Below are 15,976 nucleotides of genomic sequence, written 5' to 3'. Positions count from 1 at the left end.
GGGTGGGATCAGACGAGGTGGGATCAGGACGGGGTGGGATCAGGACGGGGTGGGATCAGGACGGGTCGCCGTACTGCAGACCGCGTCCGTTGGTGCCGACGTAGACCCGGCCGAAGGTGTCGGGGTCACCGGTGACGACTCCGACGCCGCCGATCGCGCCCCACTGGTGGGCGTCGTCGTTGACGCGGAGCCACGTGGCGCCCTTGTCGGTGGAGCGGAAGACCCCGGCGACGTCCTTGACCGTGCCGATCAGATATAGCGCCTGGTAGTCGGTGCCCGACGCGGCCTTGCCGAAGCCGAGGGCGGACGCGGACCGCACCGACGTGAGCGTGGTGAAGGTGCGGCCGCCGTCGGTGGAGTGCAGCAGCCCCTTGCCGCCGCCGGCGATCCAGAGGTCCCCCGCGACGCCGGGAACGGCCGTGAGCCGGCCCGAGGGCAGGTCGCCCGCGCGGGCGGTGAAGGTGGCACCGCCGTCGGTGCTGGCGTGCAGCGTGCCGCCGGACAGCGAGTAGAACGTCCTGGCCGAGGAGCGGTCGGCGACGACCACGGCGCCGTTGCCCAGGCCGCCGACCCGCGACCAGCTCGCCCCGTTGTCGGTCGAGCGGTAGGGGGCCTCACCGGCCTCGGTCCAGACGATGGCGGAGCCGTCCGCCGAGAGCGCGATGTGACCGTCCTGGGCGGAGGGCACCGGCTCCGCCTCGAAGCCCTTCCAGCTGGCGCCGCCGTCGGTGGAGTACGCGCCGTCCTGCGCGCCCCCACGGCCGACGCGGACCATCGTCAAGGGCTTCGACTGCGCGAAGTCGATGTCGGTGCTGTTGGACATCATCGGGTTGTCCAGCCGGCCGGAGGGCACCTCGGTCAGGGAGTCGTGCCGGAAGCCGCCCTGGTCGCCCATGGCGGTGACGACGGCGGCGCCGCCCGGAGGGGCGATCGCGTCCATCAGCGCGGTCTCCTCCAGCCCCCGGGCGCCCATGACCCAGTGGCTGGTGCCGCCGCTGTCGGAGGCGTCGGCGTCCTCGCTGCGCAGGATGCCGTTGCCGGTGCCGTAGAGCACGTGCCCGGAGTCGAAGGGGTCGATGGCCAGGGCGGTCATCCAGTGCCCGGTGTGGGTGCCGACGTAAGGGGCGGCGGAGGCGCTGCGCGTCGACCTGTCGGCCAGGGCCTTCCAGTTCGCGCCGCCGTCGGTGCTCCGGTAGATCTCGTCCTCGGGCCACCAGCGGCCGAGGGTGGTGACCATCACCGTGGACGGCTTGCGCGGGTCGACGGCCAGACCGGAGAACCCGTAGTTGCCCTGGGAGGGGGAGACGTCCTTCCACGCCCCGGTGGCCGGCGTGTACTTCCACACCGAGCCGCCGGTCACGCCGTTGGGTCCGAGGGCGTCGGTGTAGGTCAGGTACAGCGAGCCGTCACCGGAGAGCACGCCGTGCTGCGGCAGCTGGCCCGTGGGCCGCCCGGACACCGCCTGCCAGGTGGTCCCGCCGTCGGTGGAGCGGTAGAGGGAGGTGGACTTGTCGTGGACGCCGACGTAGATCGTCCCGCTGCCGGCCTTGCCGTACGTCACGAAGGAGATGCCGGCGCCGCTGCCCGCCCCGTCCTTGACCGGGAACGAGGAGACCTGCTTCCAGGTCGCGCCGTGGTCCGTGCTGCGCCACAGGCCGTTCTTCCGGGTGCCCAGCAGCAGGGTGCCGTTGTCCGCGGGGTCGACCACCAGCCGTTCGCCCGCGCCGCGGCCGTCCTCGTTGCCGCCCAGCTTGAAGGGCAGTTCGGTGCGCTCGAAGGTGCGGCCCCGGTCGGTGGAGCGCAGGATCGCGCCGTTGCCCGCCCAGTCGTTGGTGTAGGTGCCCGCCCCGAGGTACAGCCGGTCGGGGTCGACGGGGTCGGTGGCCAGCGAGTCGATGCCCAGCAGGTTCCAGTCCTTCTCGCCGACCCAGTCGGTCAGCGGGATCCACTGCTCGGCCCCGGTGTCCCAGCGGTAGGCGCCCCCCATGTCGGTGCGCGCGTACAGCAGGCCCTTCTCCTTCTGGTTGAACACCAGACCGGTGACGTAACCGCCGCCCACCACCTGGGCGTTCTTCCACACGTACGGCCCGGTCCTGGCCGGGACCTGCGTGCCACCGGTCCCGGACGCCCCGGTCCCGCCCACCTTCACCAGCTTCCACTGCTGGTGGGTGCCGCCCTTGCCGGGATACTGGATGACCGCCGCGCCCCGGGCCGTGGAGGCCCCGGAGACGTCCAGGACCTGGCCGCTCCTGCGAGAGGTGAGGGTGACGGCGCCGGACGACCCGCTCACGTCGTCGATCCGCCACTCCTGGGAGGTCGCGGAGCTGTCGGTCTGCTGCTCGGTGGCGGCGGACTTCGCGGTCGAGTTGCCGGCGACCCCCAGCACCTTGCCGCTGTTGCGGTTCACCAGCTCGTAGTAGCCGCCCCCGGCGGGCTTCAGCCGCCACTGCTGGTTGGCGGTGTTCTGGTCGGTCCACTGCTGGACGCGGGTGCCGTCGGCGGTGGAGAAGCCGTTGACGTCGAGCACCTTGCCGCTGCGCACGGACACGAGCTTGTAGAAGGCGGCGCCGTCGATCGTCGCGGCCTGCGAGTCCTCCTGCGTGAACAGGAGATACGGGACGACGGCGAGGGGCGCGCCGAGCAGCACGGCGGTGGCGGTCCAGCGACGACGATGACGCCCGCGGCGCCCGCCGTTCGTGGGGTTGTTCATGGGGAGCTGGTTCTCCTTGCGAGCCGTTCACGAGAGAAGGCGGATCCGGACGCGTGAACCGGCCGAATCCGATTCCTTGTGGTCACAGCCCCCGCAAAGGGTTGCCTCGGGACGACGGACTTCTTCAGGTCATCTCGTCCTCGGGTCCCTGCGCCCGCGCTCCCCGCCCGCTTGCGCTGCCCCGGTCCGCGATCCCCGCCCGCGCCGCCGCTCCTGACGCGGCGTCCGACCGGGCCGGGCCGGGAAACGACCGCGGACGGCCGTCCGTGACCGGACGAAGCGCCGTCAGCTCTGTGTCATCAGACCGGACTCCCACACCCATGCGGCGATCCCCACACGGTTCCGGACCCCCAACTTCTTCTGCAGCCGGGCCAGGTGGGTCTTGACCGTGCCCGCGGAGATGAAGAGTTCGGCGCCGATCTCGGAGTTGGTCAGCCCTTCCGCGACGAGCCGGGCCACCTCCTGTTCGCGTGACGTCAGTGGTTCGCCGGTCCGCCGGACCGCACGGCGTTCCTGCCTGAACCGGCTGAGCAACCGGGTGGTGATCTCCGGGCTGATCATGGAATCGCCGTCGGCCGCGGCCCGTACGGCTTCGACGAGCACGGCCGAGCGGGATCGTTTGAGCAGGAAGCCGCAGGCCCCCTCGCGCAGCGCCGCGTGCACGTACTCGTCGAGGTCGAACGTCGTGACCACCACGACACGCACGGACGGCATGGAGCGGGTGACCTCACGCGTCAGCTCCAGCCCGTCCATCGCCGGCATCCGGATGTCCGCGAGGAGCACGTCCGGCCGCAGGGCGCGCGTCGCCTCCAGCGCCGCCACCCCGTTGTCCGCCTCCCCGACGATCCGCAGATCGGGCTGCGCTTCGAGAATGCTCCTGAATCCCATTCTGATATTGGCCTGGTCGTCGGCCAGTAATACGCGCGTGGTCATACGGCTCATGATGACACGTCGGAAAGAGGCCACCGCGGGATGAATTCAGCCACGTAACGCTTCCTTTTGGCGTAAGCGCGCCCGGAATTGCCGATCGAACGGTAGGGCCCCGGCCACCGGCCCGACCGGCCGCACGGTTCACGCCGTCCGGGGCGCGCGAGGCGATGCTTCCGGCGTGCGGCGTGACCCCGGCGGCTAGCCTTTTCCCACGTGACGACGGAGAGGCACGCGGAAAGCCGGAAGCGGGCATGGTTACGCAGGTCTCTCTGCGTACTCCTCGTGGCCGCGACCGTGGCGATCGCCGTGAGCACCACCGATTCCGTCGGGCCGCTCATCAGCGGGTCCGGCGCGTTCGCGGTCACGGCCGCCGTGGCACTCACCGTCTGGGGCCCGCGGCGGCCGAAGGCCCTGTTCGCCGCCGTTCCCGGCGCCGCCGTGCTGTCGCTGATGGTCACCTTCACGTACCAGGGGCCGGCGCGGTCCGCGGCGGAGAACTGGTGGACCGCCGAGACACTGGCGCTGATGATTCTCGTGGTCGTCGGGATCCGACGGTCGAAGGCATGGACCGCTGTGGCCCTGACCGTGCTCCTCGCGGCGACGATCACCCTGTCGCCCCTGCGTATCGCGCTGACGGTGGTGCCGCCGGCCAGCAGTGACGAGACCCTGCAACTCTGTCTGATCTGGGCGATCCTGGCCATCGTGGCGACAGGCGTCGGCAGCTATCTGCGAGGGCTCGACGCCCGCGCCCGTGCCGCCCTCGTGGCCGAGCGGCGTGCCGAACGCATGAAACTCGCGAGGGACCTGCACGACTACGCGGCACACGACGTCACCGCTGTCGTGGTGCTGGTGGAGGCGGCCCAGGTGCTGGCCGAGGAGGATCCCCGGCGCGCCCTGGAACTGCTGTCCGAGATCGGTACCGCCGGCGCGCAGGCCCTCAAGGCGATGGACCACACGGTGCAGTTGCTCGCCGACCCCGGCGAGGCCACGAAGGGGAACCGTGTCCGCGATGCCGTGGGGCGACCGGGAGCGACCGCCGGCCGGCCCGCCCGGCAGCCCGGTGTGCCGCGCCGTGACCTGGGCGAACTCCCCTCGCTGCTGGAGCGGTTCAACCGCACGGGTTCCCCGAGGGCCGTACTGGAGACCGACGGGGTGGCGACGGACCGGATCCCCGACGATGCCAGCAAGATGGGGTACCGGGTGATCGTGGAGGCACTCACCAACGTACGCCGCCATGCGGCCACCGCCTCCCGGGTGCTGATCACGCTGCGCCGGGAGACCGCCGACGGCGCGCCGGTGCTGCGTCTCACGGTCGCCGACGACGCGACCCGCCCCCGGTCCGGGCTCGCCGTGGAGCGGCCGTCCGGGGCCGGCGGGACCGGTATCCGCAGCCTCTCCGAACGGGCCCGGGAACTGGGGGGCGAACTCACCGCGGGGCCGGGGACGGGCGGCGGCTGGCAGGTCGTCCTGGTGCTGCCCGTCGGCGGCGAGCGCGACGAGCGCGAGGACCCGTGCGCCGGCGCAGACCGCGACGGACACCGCGACGGGCACGGGGTGCCGGGTCCGCGACATCTGCCGAACGGCTGATACCGCCGGGAGCGTCCGCCTGGAAGCGTGATCGGCATGTCTGGGCGGGCGGGGGGACACATTGTCGCGGCCTTGCTGGTGACGGGACAGGGAAACGTTCGGTGTCGCCCCCGACGAAGGAATTCGGATCGGGCGCGCAAAGTGTGTACCGGCGCCACAGAAAAGAATTGCTTTCGATTCTCCGGGCGGCGCTGTTCCGAGTCGGATGGTTGTGGTCCGAGGCATAGGCGTGGGTCGCAAAGAAAGGCGAGGGCGTATGGATCCCAGGTACGAAGCGTTCTTCCTCCTGGCCGACGGTGCCGTCCGTCCCGGCCGTCCCGGCCGTCCCGGCCGTCCCGGCCGTCCGGGAGGTGTGCCGGCGGCTCGTCCGGCGCACCACCCGCTCGAAGATGTGCGTCCGGGGAGGCCCCGATGCGGGTGCTCTCCCCGGCCCCTTTCAGCCCCTTGCTCCCGTGGAGGACAGCAACCGTGTCCGCGCCTTCCCGTCCCCTCGCCGACTCGACGAGCATGCGCCGACTGTTCGTCGCCGAGGTCAGGACCTACCCCGGCAGAGTGGCCGGCGCGGCGCTGGCCTGCGCGGCGACCTCCGCCGGACTGGGGGCCGCCGTGCTGCTGTTCGTCGGGGCGAGCCTTCCGGACCACCCGGAGAACTCGGTGGCGGAGGCCGCCGCGCAGGACGCGCGGAACCTGCTGTCGCTCCTGATGTCCCTGCTGCTGATGTGCGCGGTGATGGTGATCGGCTCCACCGTCTCGCTCTGGACCGGTCAGCGACTCTCCCAGTTCGCGGTGCTGCGTGCCCTCGGCGTCACCGCGGGCCGGCTGCGCGGCCTCGTCGCCTTCGACGTGGCGCGGCTCGGTCTGGTCTCGGCGGCTCTCGGCGCGGCCGTGGGGATGGTTCCGCTGGCACGGCTGGGGCACCGCGTGCTCCTGGACCGGCAGTTGTTCCCCGCCGGAACCCCGCTGCCCTCCCCGGGACAGACCTGGGCGACGGCGGCTGCCGTCTGCCTCACCACGGCGGGGGTCGGTGTGCTCGCCGCCCTGGCGAGCGTGCTGGCGGCGGGCCGGGTCGGCCCCGGAGCCCTGCTCCGGGACGCGGAGCTGTCCGTGGCCTCCACCCGGAGCGTGGGGCGCCTGGTGACCGGCCTGGTGCTGCTGGTGACGCTGTGCGCTCCGCTGGTGTTCGTCATGGCGTTCATGGACCTGCCCGCGACCATGCGTGCCGCGATGGCCCCCGGGGTCGCCCTGATGGTGATCCCGTCGCTGGCCGTCCTCGCCCCCTGGATCGTGCCCCCTCTCCTCCGCCCGACGGCCGCCGTGATCCGTCTCCTCGACCGCCGCGTCGGGCGGGTCGCGGCGGCGGGGCTGCGGGCGACGCCCGCCCGTGCCACGGCCATGGCGGTGCCGGTGCTCCTCTCCGTCGGCATCGCCGTCTCCCTGCTGGGCGCCGGGGCCACCATGGGGAAAGCGGTGCAGCGGCAGGCCGAACAGGGGCTGCGCGCCGACGCGGTCGTCACCGCGGAGCCCGGCACCCGCCTCCCCCCGACGGCACCCGCCTGGTCCTCCGGGAGCGCGACGGCGCTGGTGGCGACGGAGGTCACCGCCCCGCCCACGTGGTACGACGACCGGCCGGTGGCCGCCCGCGCCTGGGGTGCCGACGGACCTCCCCTGTCCGAGGTGCTGGACCTTGATGTGCGGGAAGGCCGGATGTCCGCCGTGGGCCCGGGGACCTTCGCGGCGGGCGCCATGCAGGCCGACGGACACCACTGGCGCCTGGGCCAGAAGGTGAGGCTGGCCCTGGCGGACGGCTCCCGGCAGACGCTGACCCTGGTCGCCGTCTACGAACACGACCTCGCCTTCCCCGAGTTCGTCATCCCGCGGTCCATCGCCCTGCGGCACACCCCGTCCGCGTACGCCGACCGCATCCTGTTCACCGGGCCGGCGGCCGACTGGCCCCGCGCGCGCGGCCAGAAGGTCGCCTCCCGCACCGCCCACCTGGACGACCTCGCCCCGCGCAACGCCGCCGACGACCTGGCCGCACGGCTGATCGTGGCCGTCGTCGCGGGCTACGCGCTGCTGGCCGCCGCCAACACCAGCTCCCTCGCCCAGCGCGACCGGCGGGCACAGCGGGCGTACCTGCGGGCCATCGGCCTCGGCCGTTTCCAACTGCTGCGCTGCGTGCTGTACGAGGCCGCGGGCGCGACGGTCGTCGGCGTGGCGCTGGCCGCCGTCACCGCCGCCGCGTGTCTCGTCCCCCTGGCGGTGGTGCTGGGCACCGGCACCCTCCCGGCCGTCGACGTCCCCTGGACGGCCGGCGTACTGGCCGCCGCGGTCCTGGCGGTCGCCCTGCCCTCCGCCTGCACGGCGCACCCCCTGTCCGACGCCCGGAAACAGTTCGCGAGGAGAGCGGCATGAAAGCGCGGCGAGCGGCACCGCACACAGACGGGAACCGGAGTCTCGGCCGGCGGTTCTGGCTGCTGTTCCTCGGCGAGTCGGCCTCCGCCGTGGGCACCGCGGCCTCGGTCGTCGCGCTCCCGCTGGTCTCCTTCCAGACGGGGGCGGGGGACGACGCATGAGCCGGTCCGGACTTGCGGCCCGCCGCCGGTCGCCGCGGCTCAGACGGTCGCGAGGGAGACCTCCGTCGACTTGAACAGGGCGGTGACGGGGGAGCCCTCCGCCAGGCCGAGGTCGGTGACCGCTTCCCTGGTGATTGCGGCGGTGAGTTCGCCGCCCTCGACCGAGATCCGCACCGAGGCCATGGCGGAACCGGTGGCGACCTCGCGCACGGTGCCGGGGAGCCGGTTGCGCAGGGACAGGCCCTCCACCGCGCCGGTGGCCAGCGCGACCTCGGTGGCCTTGACCAGGGCGCGTACGGCGGTGCCTTCGGCGAGGCCGAGGTCCTCGACGGCGTCGAGGGTGATGGCCGCGGTCACCTCCTGACCGCCGTCGAGACGGACCTTGACCGTCGCCATGGCCTCGCCCGGAGTGAGGGCGGTGACGGTGCCGGGGAGCTGGTTGCGGATGCTCAGGCTCATGATGGGGTGCCTCGCGGGAGGGGGATTTGACCGGATTCGGGCTGCTGCGGTCCACCGTAGTCCGGGAAGGGCGTCTCCCGCATGAGCCCCGTCGCGACCGCGAGGCGACGGCAGCCCCTCGCCTCGTGGACCTCGCTCGACGACTCCGGTCGGGCGGGGTACGCGGATGCCGGTCGGGCGGGGTACGCGGATGTCGGTCAGGCGGGGTACGCGTGGGTCTGCGCGGCCTTGACCGTGGCCCAGACCTCGGCGCCGGGGTGGAGGTCGAGTTCCGCGGCGGCGACCGTCGTCAGATCGGCGGCCAGGGGCAGTTCGCCGGTGAGGGCGGTGCGGATCTGGTCACCGTGGGTTTCGAGGCCGGTCACCTCGCAGCGCCAGAGGTTGCGGGCGCTGGAGCCGGCGGGCCGGTCGCGGTGGAGGGTGACCGCGCCGGGCGGGAACGCGACGAAGACGGGCCCGGTCATGTCCTCGGTGGTGGTGATCGCGGGACCGTCGGCGACCTGCACCGTGTGCCCCTGCGCCTCGCCCCGGTAGAGGTTGAGGCCGACCAGATGGGCGATGTAGTCCGTGCGCGGGCGGCGGGCGATGTCGGCGGGGGTGCCCTCCTGCACGACCTGCCCGTCCTCGATGACGACGAGCCGGTCGGCCAGCACCATCGCGTCCAGGGGATCGTGCGTGACGAGTACGGCGACGGCCTCGAAGTCGTCCAGGTGGCGCCGGAGTTGGGCGCGGACGTCGAGACGGGTGCGGGCGTCGAGGGCGGCGAGCGGTTCGTCGAGGAGGAGCAGCCGGGGGTGGGTGGCCAGGGCACGGGCGAGGGCGACGCGCTGCGCCTGCCCGCCGGAGAGCTGCCGGGGTTTGCTTCCGGCGTGGTCGGTGAGCCCCATCCGCTCCAGCCATGCGGCGGCCTCCGTCCGCGCCTCGGCCTTGCTCGCGCCGTGGCAGCGGGGCCCGAAGGCCACGTTGTCGAGCGCGGAGAGGTGCGGGAAGAGGAGATAGTCCTGGAAGACGACCCCGACCGGCCGCGCCTCCGGGGGCGTACGGTCCAGTTCCACGCCGTCCAGACGCAGCCGGCCCCCGTCCGCCAGGGGGACCAGACCGGCGAGCGCACGCAACGCCGTCGTCTTGCCCGCCCCGTTGGGGCCGAGCAGGGCGACCACGTCACCGGGCGCGGCGGTGAGGGCCACGTCGAGCCGGAACGCGGGGCCTCGTTCGACGACCAGCCGGGCGTCGAGCCCGTCACCGTTCGGGGCGGGGGCGGGGGCGGGGGCGGGGGCGAGGGCGGGCTTCTCGGCGCGGGTCATGAGGCGGTCATCCAACGGTCGCGCAGCCCCGCCAGCACCGCGATCGACACGGCGAGCAGGACCAGACTGAGGGCGATCGCCGCCTCCGGGTCGTTCTGGAGGGCGAGGTAGACGGCGAGGGGCATGGTCTGGGTACGGCCGGGGAAGTTGCCGGCGAAGGTGATGGTCGCGCCGAACTCGCCGAGCGCGCGGGCCCACGCCAGCACGGCACCCGCCGCGACCCCGGGCGCGATCAGCGGCAGCGTCACCCGGCGGAACGCCGTGAACCGGGACGCCCCCAGCGTCGTCGCGGCCTCCTCGTAGCGCGGGTCGGCGGCCCGCAACGTGCCCTCCACACTGATCACCAGGAACGGCATGGCCACGAACGCCTCCGCGACCACCACCCCGGCCGTCGTGAACGGCAGCGTCACCCCGAACCACTCGTCCAGCCACCGGCCCACCACCCCGTTGCGGCCGAGCGCCATCAGCAGCGCCACACCGCCGACCACCGGCGGCAGCACGAGGGGCAGGGTGACGAGGGCCCGGACGAGACCGCGTCCGGGGAACTCGACCCTGGCCAGCAGCCACGCCAGGGGCACCCCGATCACCAGGCTGACCGCGGTGGCCGCCGTCGCGCAGAGCAGCGACAGCTGGAGCGCCTGCCAGACCTCGGTGCTGGTGAGCAGGTCGGGCATGCTCCGCCAGGGTGCCCGGACGAGCAGGGCGACGAGGGGGAGGACGAGGAAGGCGAGGCCGAGCAGCGCGGGCAGCAGGAGGGGCAGCGGGGCACCCCCGTGACGCCCGCGGAGGCGGCCGTGACCCCGGACGCGGCGGCGCCGCGGGCCCCCGTGCGGGGTGTCCGCGGCACCGGCCCCGTCCGGGGACGAGGAGGACGAGGAGGACGAGGAGGAAGGGGAGGTCACGGCTGGAGGAATCCGGCTTCGGTGAGCACCTTCTGGCCGTCGGCGGACCGCACCAGCTCGATGAACGCCTTGGCGGTCGCGGTGTTCTTCGACTCCTTGAGGAGAGTGATGGGGTAGTCGTTGACGGCGTCGGCGGACTCGGGGAACTCCACGCCCTCCACCTTGTCACCCGCGGCCTTCACGTCGGTCTTGTAGACGACGGCCGCGTCGGCCTCCTTCAGCACCACCTTGTTGAGCGCGGACTTCACGTCCTCCTCGTACGAGACGGGCGTGAGCTTCAGCTTGCTCGCGTCGAGGGCCTTCTCGGCGGCGGCGCCGCACGGTACGGCCTCGTCGCACAGCACGACCTTCAGGTCGGAGTCCGTGAGGTCCTTCAGGGACGCGATCTTGTCGGGGTTGCCGGGGAGGGTGGCGATCTCCAGCTGGTTGCGGACGAAGGTCTCCGGGGTGCCCGAGGCGTCGCCGGCATCGGTCACGATCGCCATCGTCTTGGGGCTGGCGGAGGCGAAGACGTCCGCCGGGGCGCCGCCGGTGATGCTCGCCGCGAGCGCGTCGCTGCCGCCGAAGCTGAACGTCACCTTCGTACCCGGGTGCTCCTTCTCGAACTGCTCGCCCAGCGCCGTGAAGCTCTCCTTGAGCGAGGCGGCGGCGAAGACGGTCACCTCACCGGACAGCTTGTCGGAGCCCGAGCCCGAGCCCGAGCCCGAGCCCGAGCCCGAGGCGTCCGCCTTGGCATCGGCGTCGTCGGACGAACCGCCGCAGGCGCCGAGGGCCAGCACAGCGACGGTGCTCACCCCGACCACCTGCAGGGTCCGGCTGATCCGGCTGGTCCGGCTGATCCGGCGTACGGAACGGGTCATCACGGGTCCACTCCCTCTGGTCCTGAACGGACTCAGCCACGGTCTTGCGACCTGATCCACGGTCTCTCGACGACCACGTTGTGCGACTCGCCCACGGCGCCGGCCGGGCCGACGCCTGCCCCGGGATCGACAGACGCCTCACGGGCGTCGGCGCCGACACCGTGAGGCAAGGCAGCCGAGTCATCGATCCGGTAGATGCGCACGCGCCGATGATACGTCCGCAGATGCCAGGCAAGAATCCCCTGTCTCATCGCATGAGCGGCACGTGCTACCAGCTGGCATGGTATGTGCGTTTGTGCGGGAGGCGTGTACGGGTACGGTCATGCGGGAGGTGGTAGCCCGTGAGCCAGTCCCTCGCAGCTGCCCGTACGACCGCCGGACCGTGGTCGGAACTCGTCCTCACCGGCGATCTGGCCCGCCCGGCCCGGCTGACGGTGCCCGATCTGCTCGCGTGGCCCCAGCACCGGGCCCAGGTGGCGTTCGAGTGCGCCACGAGCGGCGTCCGGCACCACACCTTCACCGGTCCGCTCCTGCACGACGTGCTCAGGGACGCGGGCCCCGCCTTCGACGCCACCCGCCGCAAGGACCGCCTGCGCTTCCTGATCGCCGTACGCGGCACCGACGGCCATCAAGCCCTGCTGTCGTGGGCGGAGATCGACCCGGACTTCGGCCGCGCTCCCGTCCTCCTCGCCACGACCCTCGACGGCACCCCGCTCGACCGCACCGGCGCCCAACTGGTCCTGCCCCAGGACCGGTGCGGGGCCCGGTACATCAGCGGGATCGAGGCGATCCGGATCGACGGCGGCTACGGGGCGTGGGGCTGACGGGGCGTGGGGCTGACGGGGCGCGGGGCTGACGGGGCCGCAGCGCCGGGGGTGCGGGTGCGGTGGTGGGGCCACGGACCGGCCGGTGAAGCCTGCCTACGTCCGCGCACCGCCGCACGGTTTCCGGGCCCACACGCACCAGCGGCAGGGGCGTGTGCGGATCCGCGGCGTCCCGTACGGTCGGCCCATGTTGATCGATTCGGGCGAGCCCCGCAGGCTCGGCGCTCCGGCCTCCGAGGCGCGGGTGCGCTTCGAGACGGAGCAGCAGGAGACCGGGGGCGGGCCGGGGCGCAGGTTGCTCGTGGTCGACGGGGAGCCCGCCTTCGAACTCAGCTTCTGGTGCGGAACGTGCCCGCTGCTGTTCCGCCGACTGGAGGCCGCCCGGCAGACCCTGTCGCTGGAGAGCGTGCGACAGACGCTCACCGGCGCCCTGGCCGATCCGGACGACGGTGGCGTGATCGATGCGTTCGGTTCGTTGCTGCCCGAGGGCGAATACCTCCCGGTGCTGCTCCGTGTGGAGCCCCGTCTGGTCGTCCCCGGCCAGGAATGCGACTACTTCAGCGGCGAGCAGGTGGCCACGTGGGGACTCGACCAGTTCTGGGGGCTCCCGGAGTACCCGCACACGCCGTACTACCGGACCTTCGAGACCGCCGTCGACAGCTCCGCGCACCTCTATGAATTCGTCGTGCCCATGGTTCCTCCGACATGGAACACGAGGGAACGCGTCGAGGCGTATGCCGCACTCATGGGCCGGGCAACGGTCCCGACGGCCGTGGCCGTCTCGACGCTGGACGTGTGCGAACCCGCCTCCGGCCGGCCGACCGACCACTACCAACACTGGGGCCTGACGCACTTCCTCCTTGACGGCCACCACAAGGTGGAGGCGGCGGCCACGATCGGCCGCCCTGTGCGGCTCCTCTCGCTCCTCGCTCTGGGCGAGGGCCTGGCCGGACCTGAAGCCTGCGCCCGGCTGCCTGCCCTGCGCGCACAACCCCGCTCGGTCCGATCCACCGGCGCCTGAACCGAGCGCTGCCTGGTGGAGTGGCAAGCCGCCCCGATCCTCGACGCCGACGCGGCGATGACCGCTCCCCGGCCCGTCCGAGACGAGCAGCGGGCTGAATCCGGCCTTCTGTCCGTCCGGGATCTCCACGAACTCGTCGATGCGAGTGGTGGTTGTGTCAGGGGTGACGGCCACCAGAAGCCCGGAGTAATGCGACTTCAGCTTCATGCCCAGGACGTCGAGGAACTCGATCTCCACGGTCCCGCCCAGCCCACCTCCCGGGTGACGCCACAGCACGAGACGGCGATGGGACACCTGGTAGGACCGGAGCGACCGGAGCTGGAAGGGCCGTCGGAAGCGGAGAGGCAGCTCCCGCTCTTCGTCGTACCACCGCGGCGGAGCGACTCGATGGCCGTCAGCAGACCGGTCGGATGCGCCGACGGACCGGCGCTTCGCTGCCCGGAGGGCCGGCCCCGTACCGGGTCGGGCCCGGGGCTCGGCGCGCGATGGCGTCGCCCGCCTTGGCGGGCGCACGGGCAACCCAGCGTTCGCGAGCGCACCGGGCTCCGGCGCATCACGCCCCTGCGCCGCGGGTTCGCCTGTCGCGCCTCCCTCGGAACCGCCCGCCCGGCCCCGCGCCGTCGCCGTCGCCGTCAACCGACTGTGCGCCGCGGAACGGGGAGGCTCAGGCCGCGACGGGAAGCGGAGCGAAGGTACAGGGGTGGCGGAGTCTGGTCTATTTCAACAACTCCTGCCCCGGTAGCCTCCCCTGTGCCAGGAGCGCACCATCCCCCCACCCCCCAGGTACGCGTGCCGGCGTGGACGACACCCATCTGTCTCTTCCCCTGGCAGCCGGGTGCTCTCGCTCGTTCGCCGCCTCTAGGAGGATCACGGTGAAAGTTCGCACCAGAAGCTCGGCGGTCATCGGCACCCTCTGCCTCGTCGCTTCCCTCGCTCTGACCACGGCGTCCGCCGACTCGCTCAGCACCCCACGTCAGGCAGCGCAGGCCGTGCTCAAGAAAGTGGCCACGGCCCAGAATCCGTCCGCCGGGGCCGCGGGCCCCGGTGGCACGGTCTGGATAGCCGAACGCGCGGGCAGAGTACGGGTCTTGGGTGACGAAGGGCTCGGCGCGCCCGTCCTCGACATATCCAGCGAGACCACCACCAACGGCGAACGCGGCCTGCTGGGCATCACGTTCGACAAGCAGTTCGCGCACTTCTACATCTCGTTCACGAACCTCCAAGGCACCAGCACCGTGGACGAGTTCGCGGTGCGGAACGGCAAGATCCAGCCGGACACCCGGCGCACCGTCCTCACCCAGACACAGCCCTACGCGAACCACAACGGCGGCGACATCGCGTTCGGCCCCGACGGCTACCTCTACATCGCGCTCGGCGACGGCGGCTCGGCCGGCGACCCGCACGGCAACGGGCAGAACCTCAACACGCTGCTCGGCAAGCTGCTGCGGATCGACCCGAGCGGCGGCAAGCCGTACGCGATCCCGCCGGGCAACCCGTTCGTGGACGACCCGAACGCGAAGGACGAGATCTGGGCGTACGGGTTGCGCAATCCGTGGCGGTTCTCCTTCGACGCGGGCACGGGCGACCTGCTGATCGGGGACGTCGGCCAGAGCGCCTGGGAGGAGATCGACTGGGCCCCGGCGACCAGCAAGGGCGGCGAGAACTACGGCTGGTCCCAGATGGAGGGCAACCATCCCTTCCGGGGTGGCACGGAGCCCGCGAACCACGTACCGCCGATCCACGAGTACGACCGCAGCGGGCCCGGCTGCTCGGTGACCGGCGGATACGTCTACCGGGGCGAGGCGATCCCGGACCTCAAGGGCCAGTACGTCTTCAGCGACTACTGCGACGGCACCATCCGCACGCTGCAGTTGAAGAACGGCAAGGTGACCGGAGTGAGCGACCTCGGAGTCGACGGCGGCCGGGTCGTCGGGTTCGTGCAGGGAGGCAAGGGCGAACTGTACGTACTCGACCTGCGGGGCAGCGTCTCCCGCATCGACCCGACGTAACCGGACAGCCACTCTCGACCGTTCCGGCGCGCCCCTCCAGGACACGATGGTCCGCGCCGGACGGTCCTCCGAGAAGAGCACGCTGGTCCATCAGCAGCCCGACGAGGAGCGGCAGCAACGGGGTGCACCAGAACGAGGAGGCCGCAGGAAGCTAGCGGCGATCCTACGGCGCGGCTGTGGTGCGTGCCCTGTGCACCGGTCTGGAGAACAAGGAACCCCCGGGCCGCCGGCCTGGGGGTTTCGTAGTCAGCACCAGGCGGTGCCGTCATGGCTGGCTGTGACCTCCAGGCCGAAGTCGTCTGCGCCGTCCCCGAGATCGCTGGGGAACCACACGGCGAGATGGGCGGTAGTACCTGCGATGGGCTTCTCGAAACAGAGCGCCGAGGTGCCGACCGCGAGGCTGCCGGGGGCCGGGGAGGGCGAAGAGTCGGCACTCGCGAGTCGCCAGCCGTCCTCCGCGGCGGCTTTGCGATAGAAGGTCAGCACGCTGGCCCGGGAGGTCGTGAGTCGGTAGTACTGCCCGGCGTAGGCGAACCCGTCATCCTCGTCGCATCCGGAGTACCGCTCGTCGTCGGGCTGCGTCCGGTTCGGCTGCGCGTCGAGGATGGACAGAGACGCCAAGACGGGGGCGAGTTCCTCGTCAGCCTCGGTACAGCCGTAGAGCCCACCCGACAGCGCCCACACTCCCGTTGCCGCGATGACGGCCATGCCGCTCGCCCCGACGAGAATCAGTGTGGCCGCCGCCTTCAGCTTCATGGCGCGGAGGGTAGCGCAGCCGACGCATGGGAGCGGGGCCC

Annotated in this window: 13 protein-coding genes; 6 read left to right on the top strand and 7 right to left on the bottom strand. The window is 72.3% G+C overall.

Annotation, left to right across the window (positions count from 1 at the left end):
• Window positions 1–55: 55 nt before the first annotated feature.
• Together PYR72_RS23455 and PYR72_RS23450 are read right to left on the bottom strand one after the other, a co-directional pair.
• Window positions 56–2,710 (bottom strand): RICIN domain-containing protein, encoded by a 2,655-nt coding sequence (locus PYR72_RS23455; RefSeq protein ID WP_275457139.1) that lies wholly within the window; start codon window positions 2,708–2,710, stop codon window positions 56–58.
• Between the two features lie 285 nt (window positions 2,711–2,995).
• Window positions 2,996–3,643 (bottom strand): response regulator transcription factor, encoded by a 648-nt coding sequence (locus PYR72_RS23450; protein ID WP_275457138.1) that lies wholly within the window; start codon window positions 3,641–3,643, stop codon window positions 2,996–2,998.
• 303 nt (window positions 3,644–3,946) lie between these two features.
• Between PYR72_RS23450 and PYR72_RS23445 the strand changes: the two genes are divergently transcribed.
• From PYR72_RS23445 to PYR72_RS23435, 3 genes are all read left to right on the top strand, one after another.
• The gene (locus PYR72_RS23445; RefSeq protein WP_275457137.1) at window positions 3,947–5,227 is read left to right on the top strand and encodes a histidine kinase; all 1,281 of its coding nucleotides are present in this window, start codon (window positions 3,947–3,949) and stop codon (window positions 5,225–5,227) included.
• A gap of 468 nt (window positions 5,228–5,695) precedes the next feature.
• A complete protein-coding gene (locus tag PYR72_RS23440) occupies window positions 5,696–7,639 on the top strand; it encodes an FtsX-like permease family protein (protein WP_275457136.1) in 1,944 nt (647 codons plus the stop codon).
• Complete coding sequence (locus PYR72_RS23435) at window positions 7,636–7,800, top strand: hypothetical protein (protein ID WP_275457135.1); 165 nt, start codon at window positions 7,636–7,638, stop codon at window positions 7,798–7,800. The genes PYR72_RS23440 and PYR72_RS23435 overlap by 4 nt, the downstream gene beginning before the upstream one ends.
• Before the next feature lie 39 nt (window positions 7,801–7,839).
• Here the strand turns inward: PYR72_RS23435 and PYR72_RS23430 are convergent, their stop codons facing one another.
• The 4 genes from PYR72_RS23430 to modA all read right to left on the bottom strand — a co-directional run bounded on the left by PYR72_RS23430 (window position 7,840) and on the right by modA (window position 11,325).
• Complete coding sequence (locus PYR72_RS23430) at window positions 7,840–8,259, bottom strand: TOBE domain-containing protein (RefSeq protein ID WP_275457134.1); 420 nt, start codon at window positions 8,257–8,259, stop codon at window positions 7,840–7,842.
• A 197-nt stretch (window positions 8,260–8,456) separates the two neighbouring features.
• Window positions 8,457–9,563 carry an ABC transporter ATP-binding protein gene (locus PYR72_RS23425; protein WP_275457133.1) on the bottom strand — a complete coding sequence of 369 codons (1,107 nt, stop codon included), beginning with the start codon at window positions 9,561–9,563 and terminating at the stop codon, window positions 8,457–8,459.
• Window positions 9,560–10,465 (bottom strand): molybdate ABC transporter permease subunit, encoded by a 906-nt coding sequence (modB, locus tag PYR72_RS23420; RefSeq protein ID WP_275457132.1) that lies wholly within the window; start codon window positions 10,463–10,465, stop codon window positions 9,560–9,562. The genes PYR72_RS23425 and modB overlap by 4 nt, the downstream gene beginning before the upstream one ends.
• On the bottom strand, window positions 10,462–11,325 hold the full coding sequence (gene modA / locus PYR72_RS23415; RefSeq protein WP_275457131.1) for a molybdate ABC transporter substrate-binding protein: 864 nt from the start codon (window positions 11,323–11,325) through the stop codon (window positions 10,462–10,464). Before modA ends, modB begins: the two co-directional genes overlap by 4 nt.
• Before the next feature lie 341 nt (window positions 11,326–11,666).
• Here modA and PYR72_RS23410 point away from each other — a divergent pair, with 341 nt between their 5' ends.
• The 3 genes from PYR72_RS23410 to PYR72_RS23400 all read left to right on the top strand — a co-directional run bounded on the left by PYR72_RS23410 (window position 11,667) and on the right by PYR72_RS23400 (window position 15,179).
• A complete protein-coding gene (locus PYR72_RS23410; RefSeq protein WP_275457130.1) occupies window positions 11,667–12,149 on the top strand; it encodes a molybdopterin-dependent oxidoreductase in 483 nt (160 codons plus the stop codon).
• A gap of 187 nt (window positions 12,150–12,336) precedes the next feature.
• The gene (locus PYR72_RS23405; protein WP_275457129.1) at window positions 12,337–13,170 is read left to right on the top strand and encodes a hypothetical protein; all 834 of its coding nucleotides are present in this window, start codon (window positions 12,337–12,339) and stop codon (window positions 13,168–13,170) included.
• Window positions 13,171–14,042: 872 nt separating this feature from the next.
• Complete coding sequence (locus PYR72_RS23400; protein WP_275457128.1) at window positions 14,043–15,179, top strand: PQQ-dependent sugar dehydrogenase; 1,137 nt, start codon at window positions 14,043–14,045, stop codon at window positions 15,177–15,179.
• Between the two features lie 246 nt (window positions 15,180–15,425).
• Here PYR72_RS23400 and PYR72_RS23395 read toward each other — a convergent pair whose 3' ends face one another.
• Window positions 15,426–15,935 (bottom strand): hypothetical protein, encoded by a 510-nt coding sequence (locus PYR72_RS23395; RefSeq protein ID WP_275457127.1) that lies wholly within the window; start codon window positions 15,933–15,935, stop codon window positions 15,426–15,428.
• Between the last annotated feature and the right edge of the window lie 41 nt (window positions 15,936–15,976).

Source organism: Streptomyces sp. VNUA24 (genome assembly GCF_029167005.1).
In the GTDB taxonomy this organism is placed as follows: Bacteria; Actinomycetota; Actinomycetes; order Streptomycetales; family Streptomycetaceae; genus Streptomyces; species Streptomyces scabiei.
The sequence above is the reverse complement of the archived record's forward strand: the minus strand, read 5'-3'. Positions and strand labels throughout refer to the sequence as shown.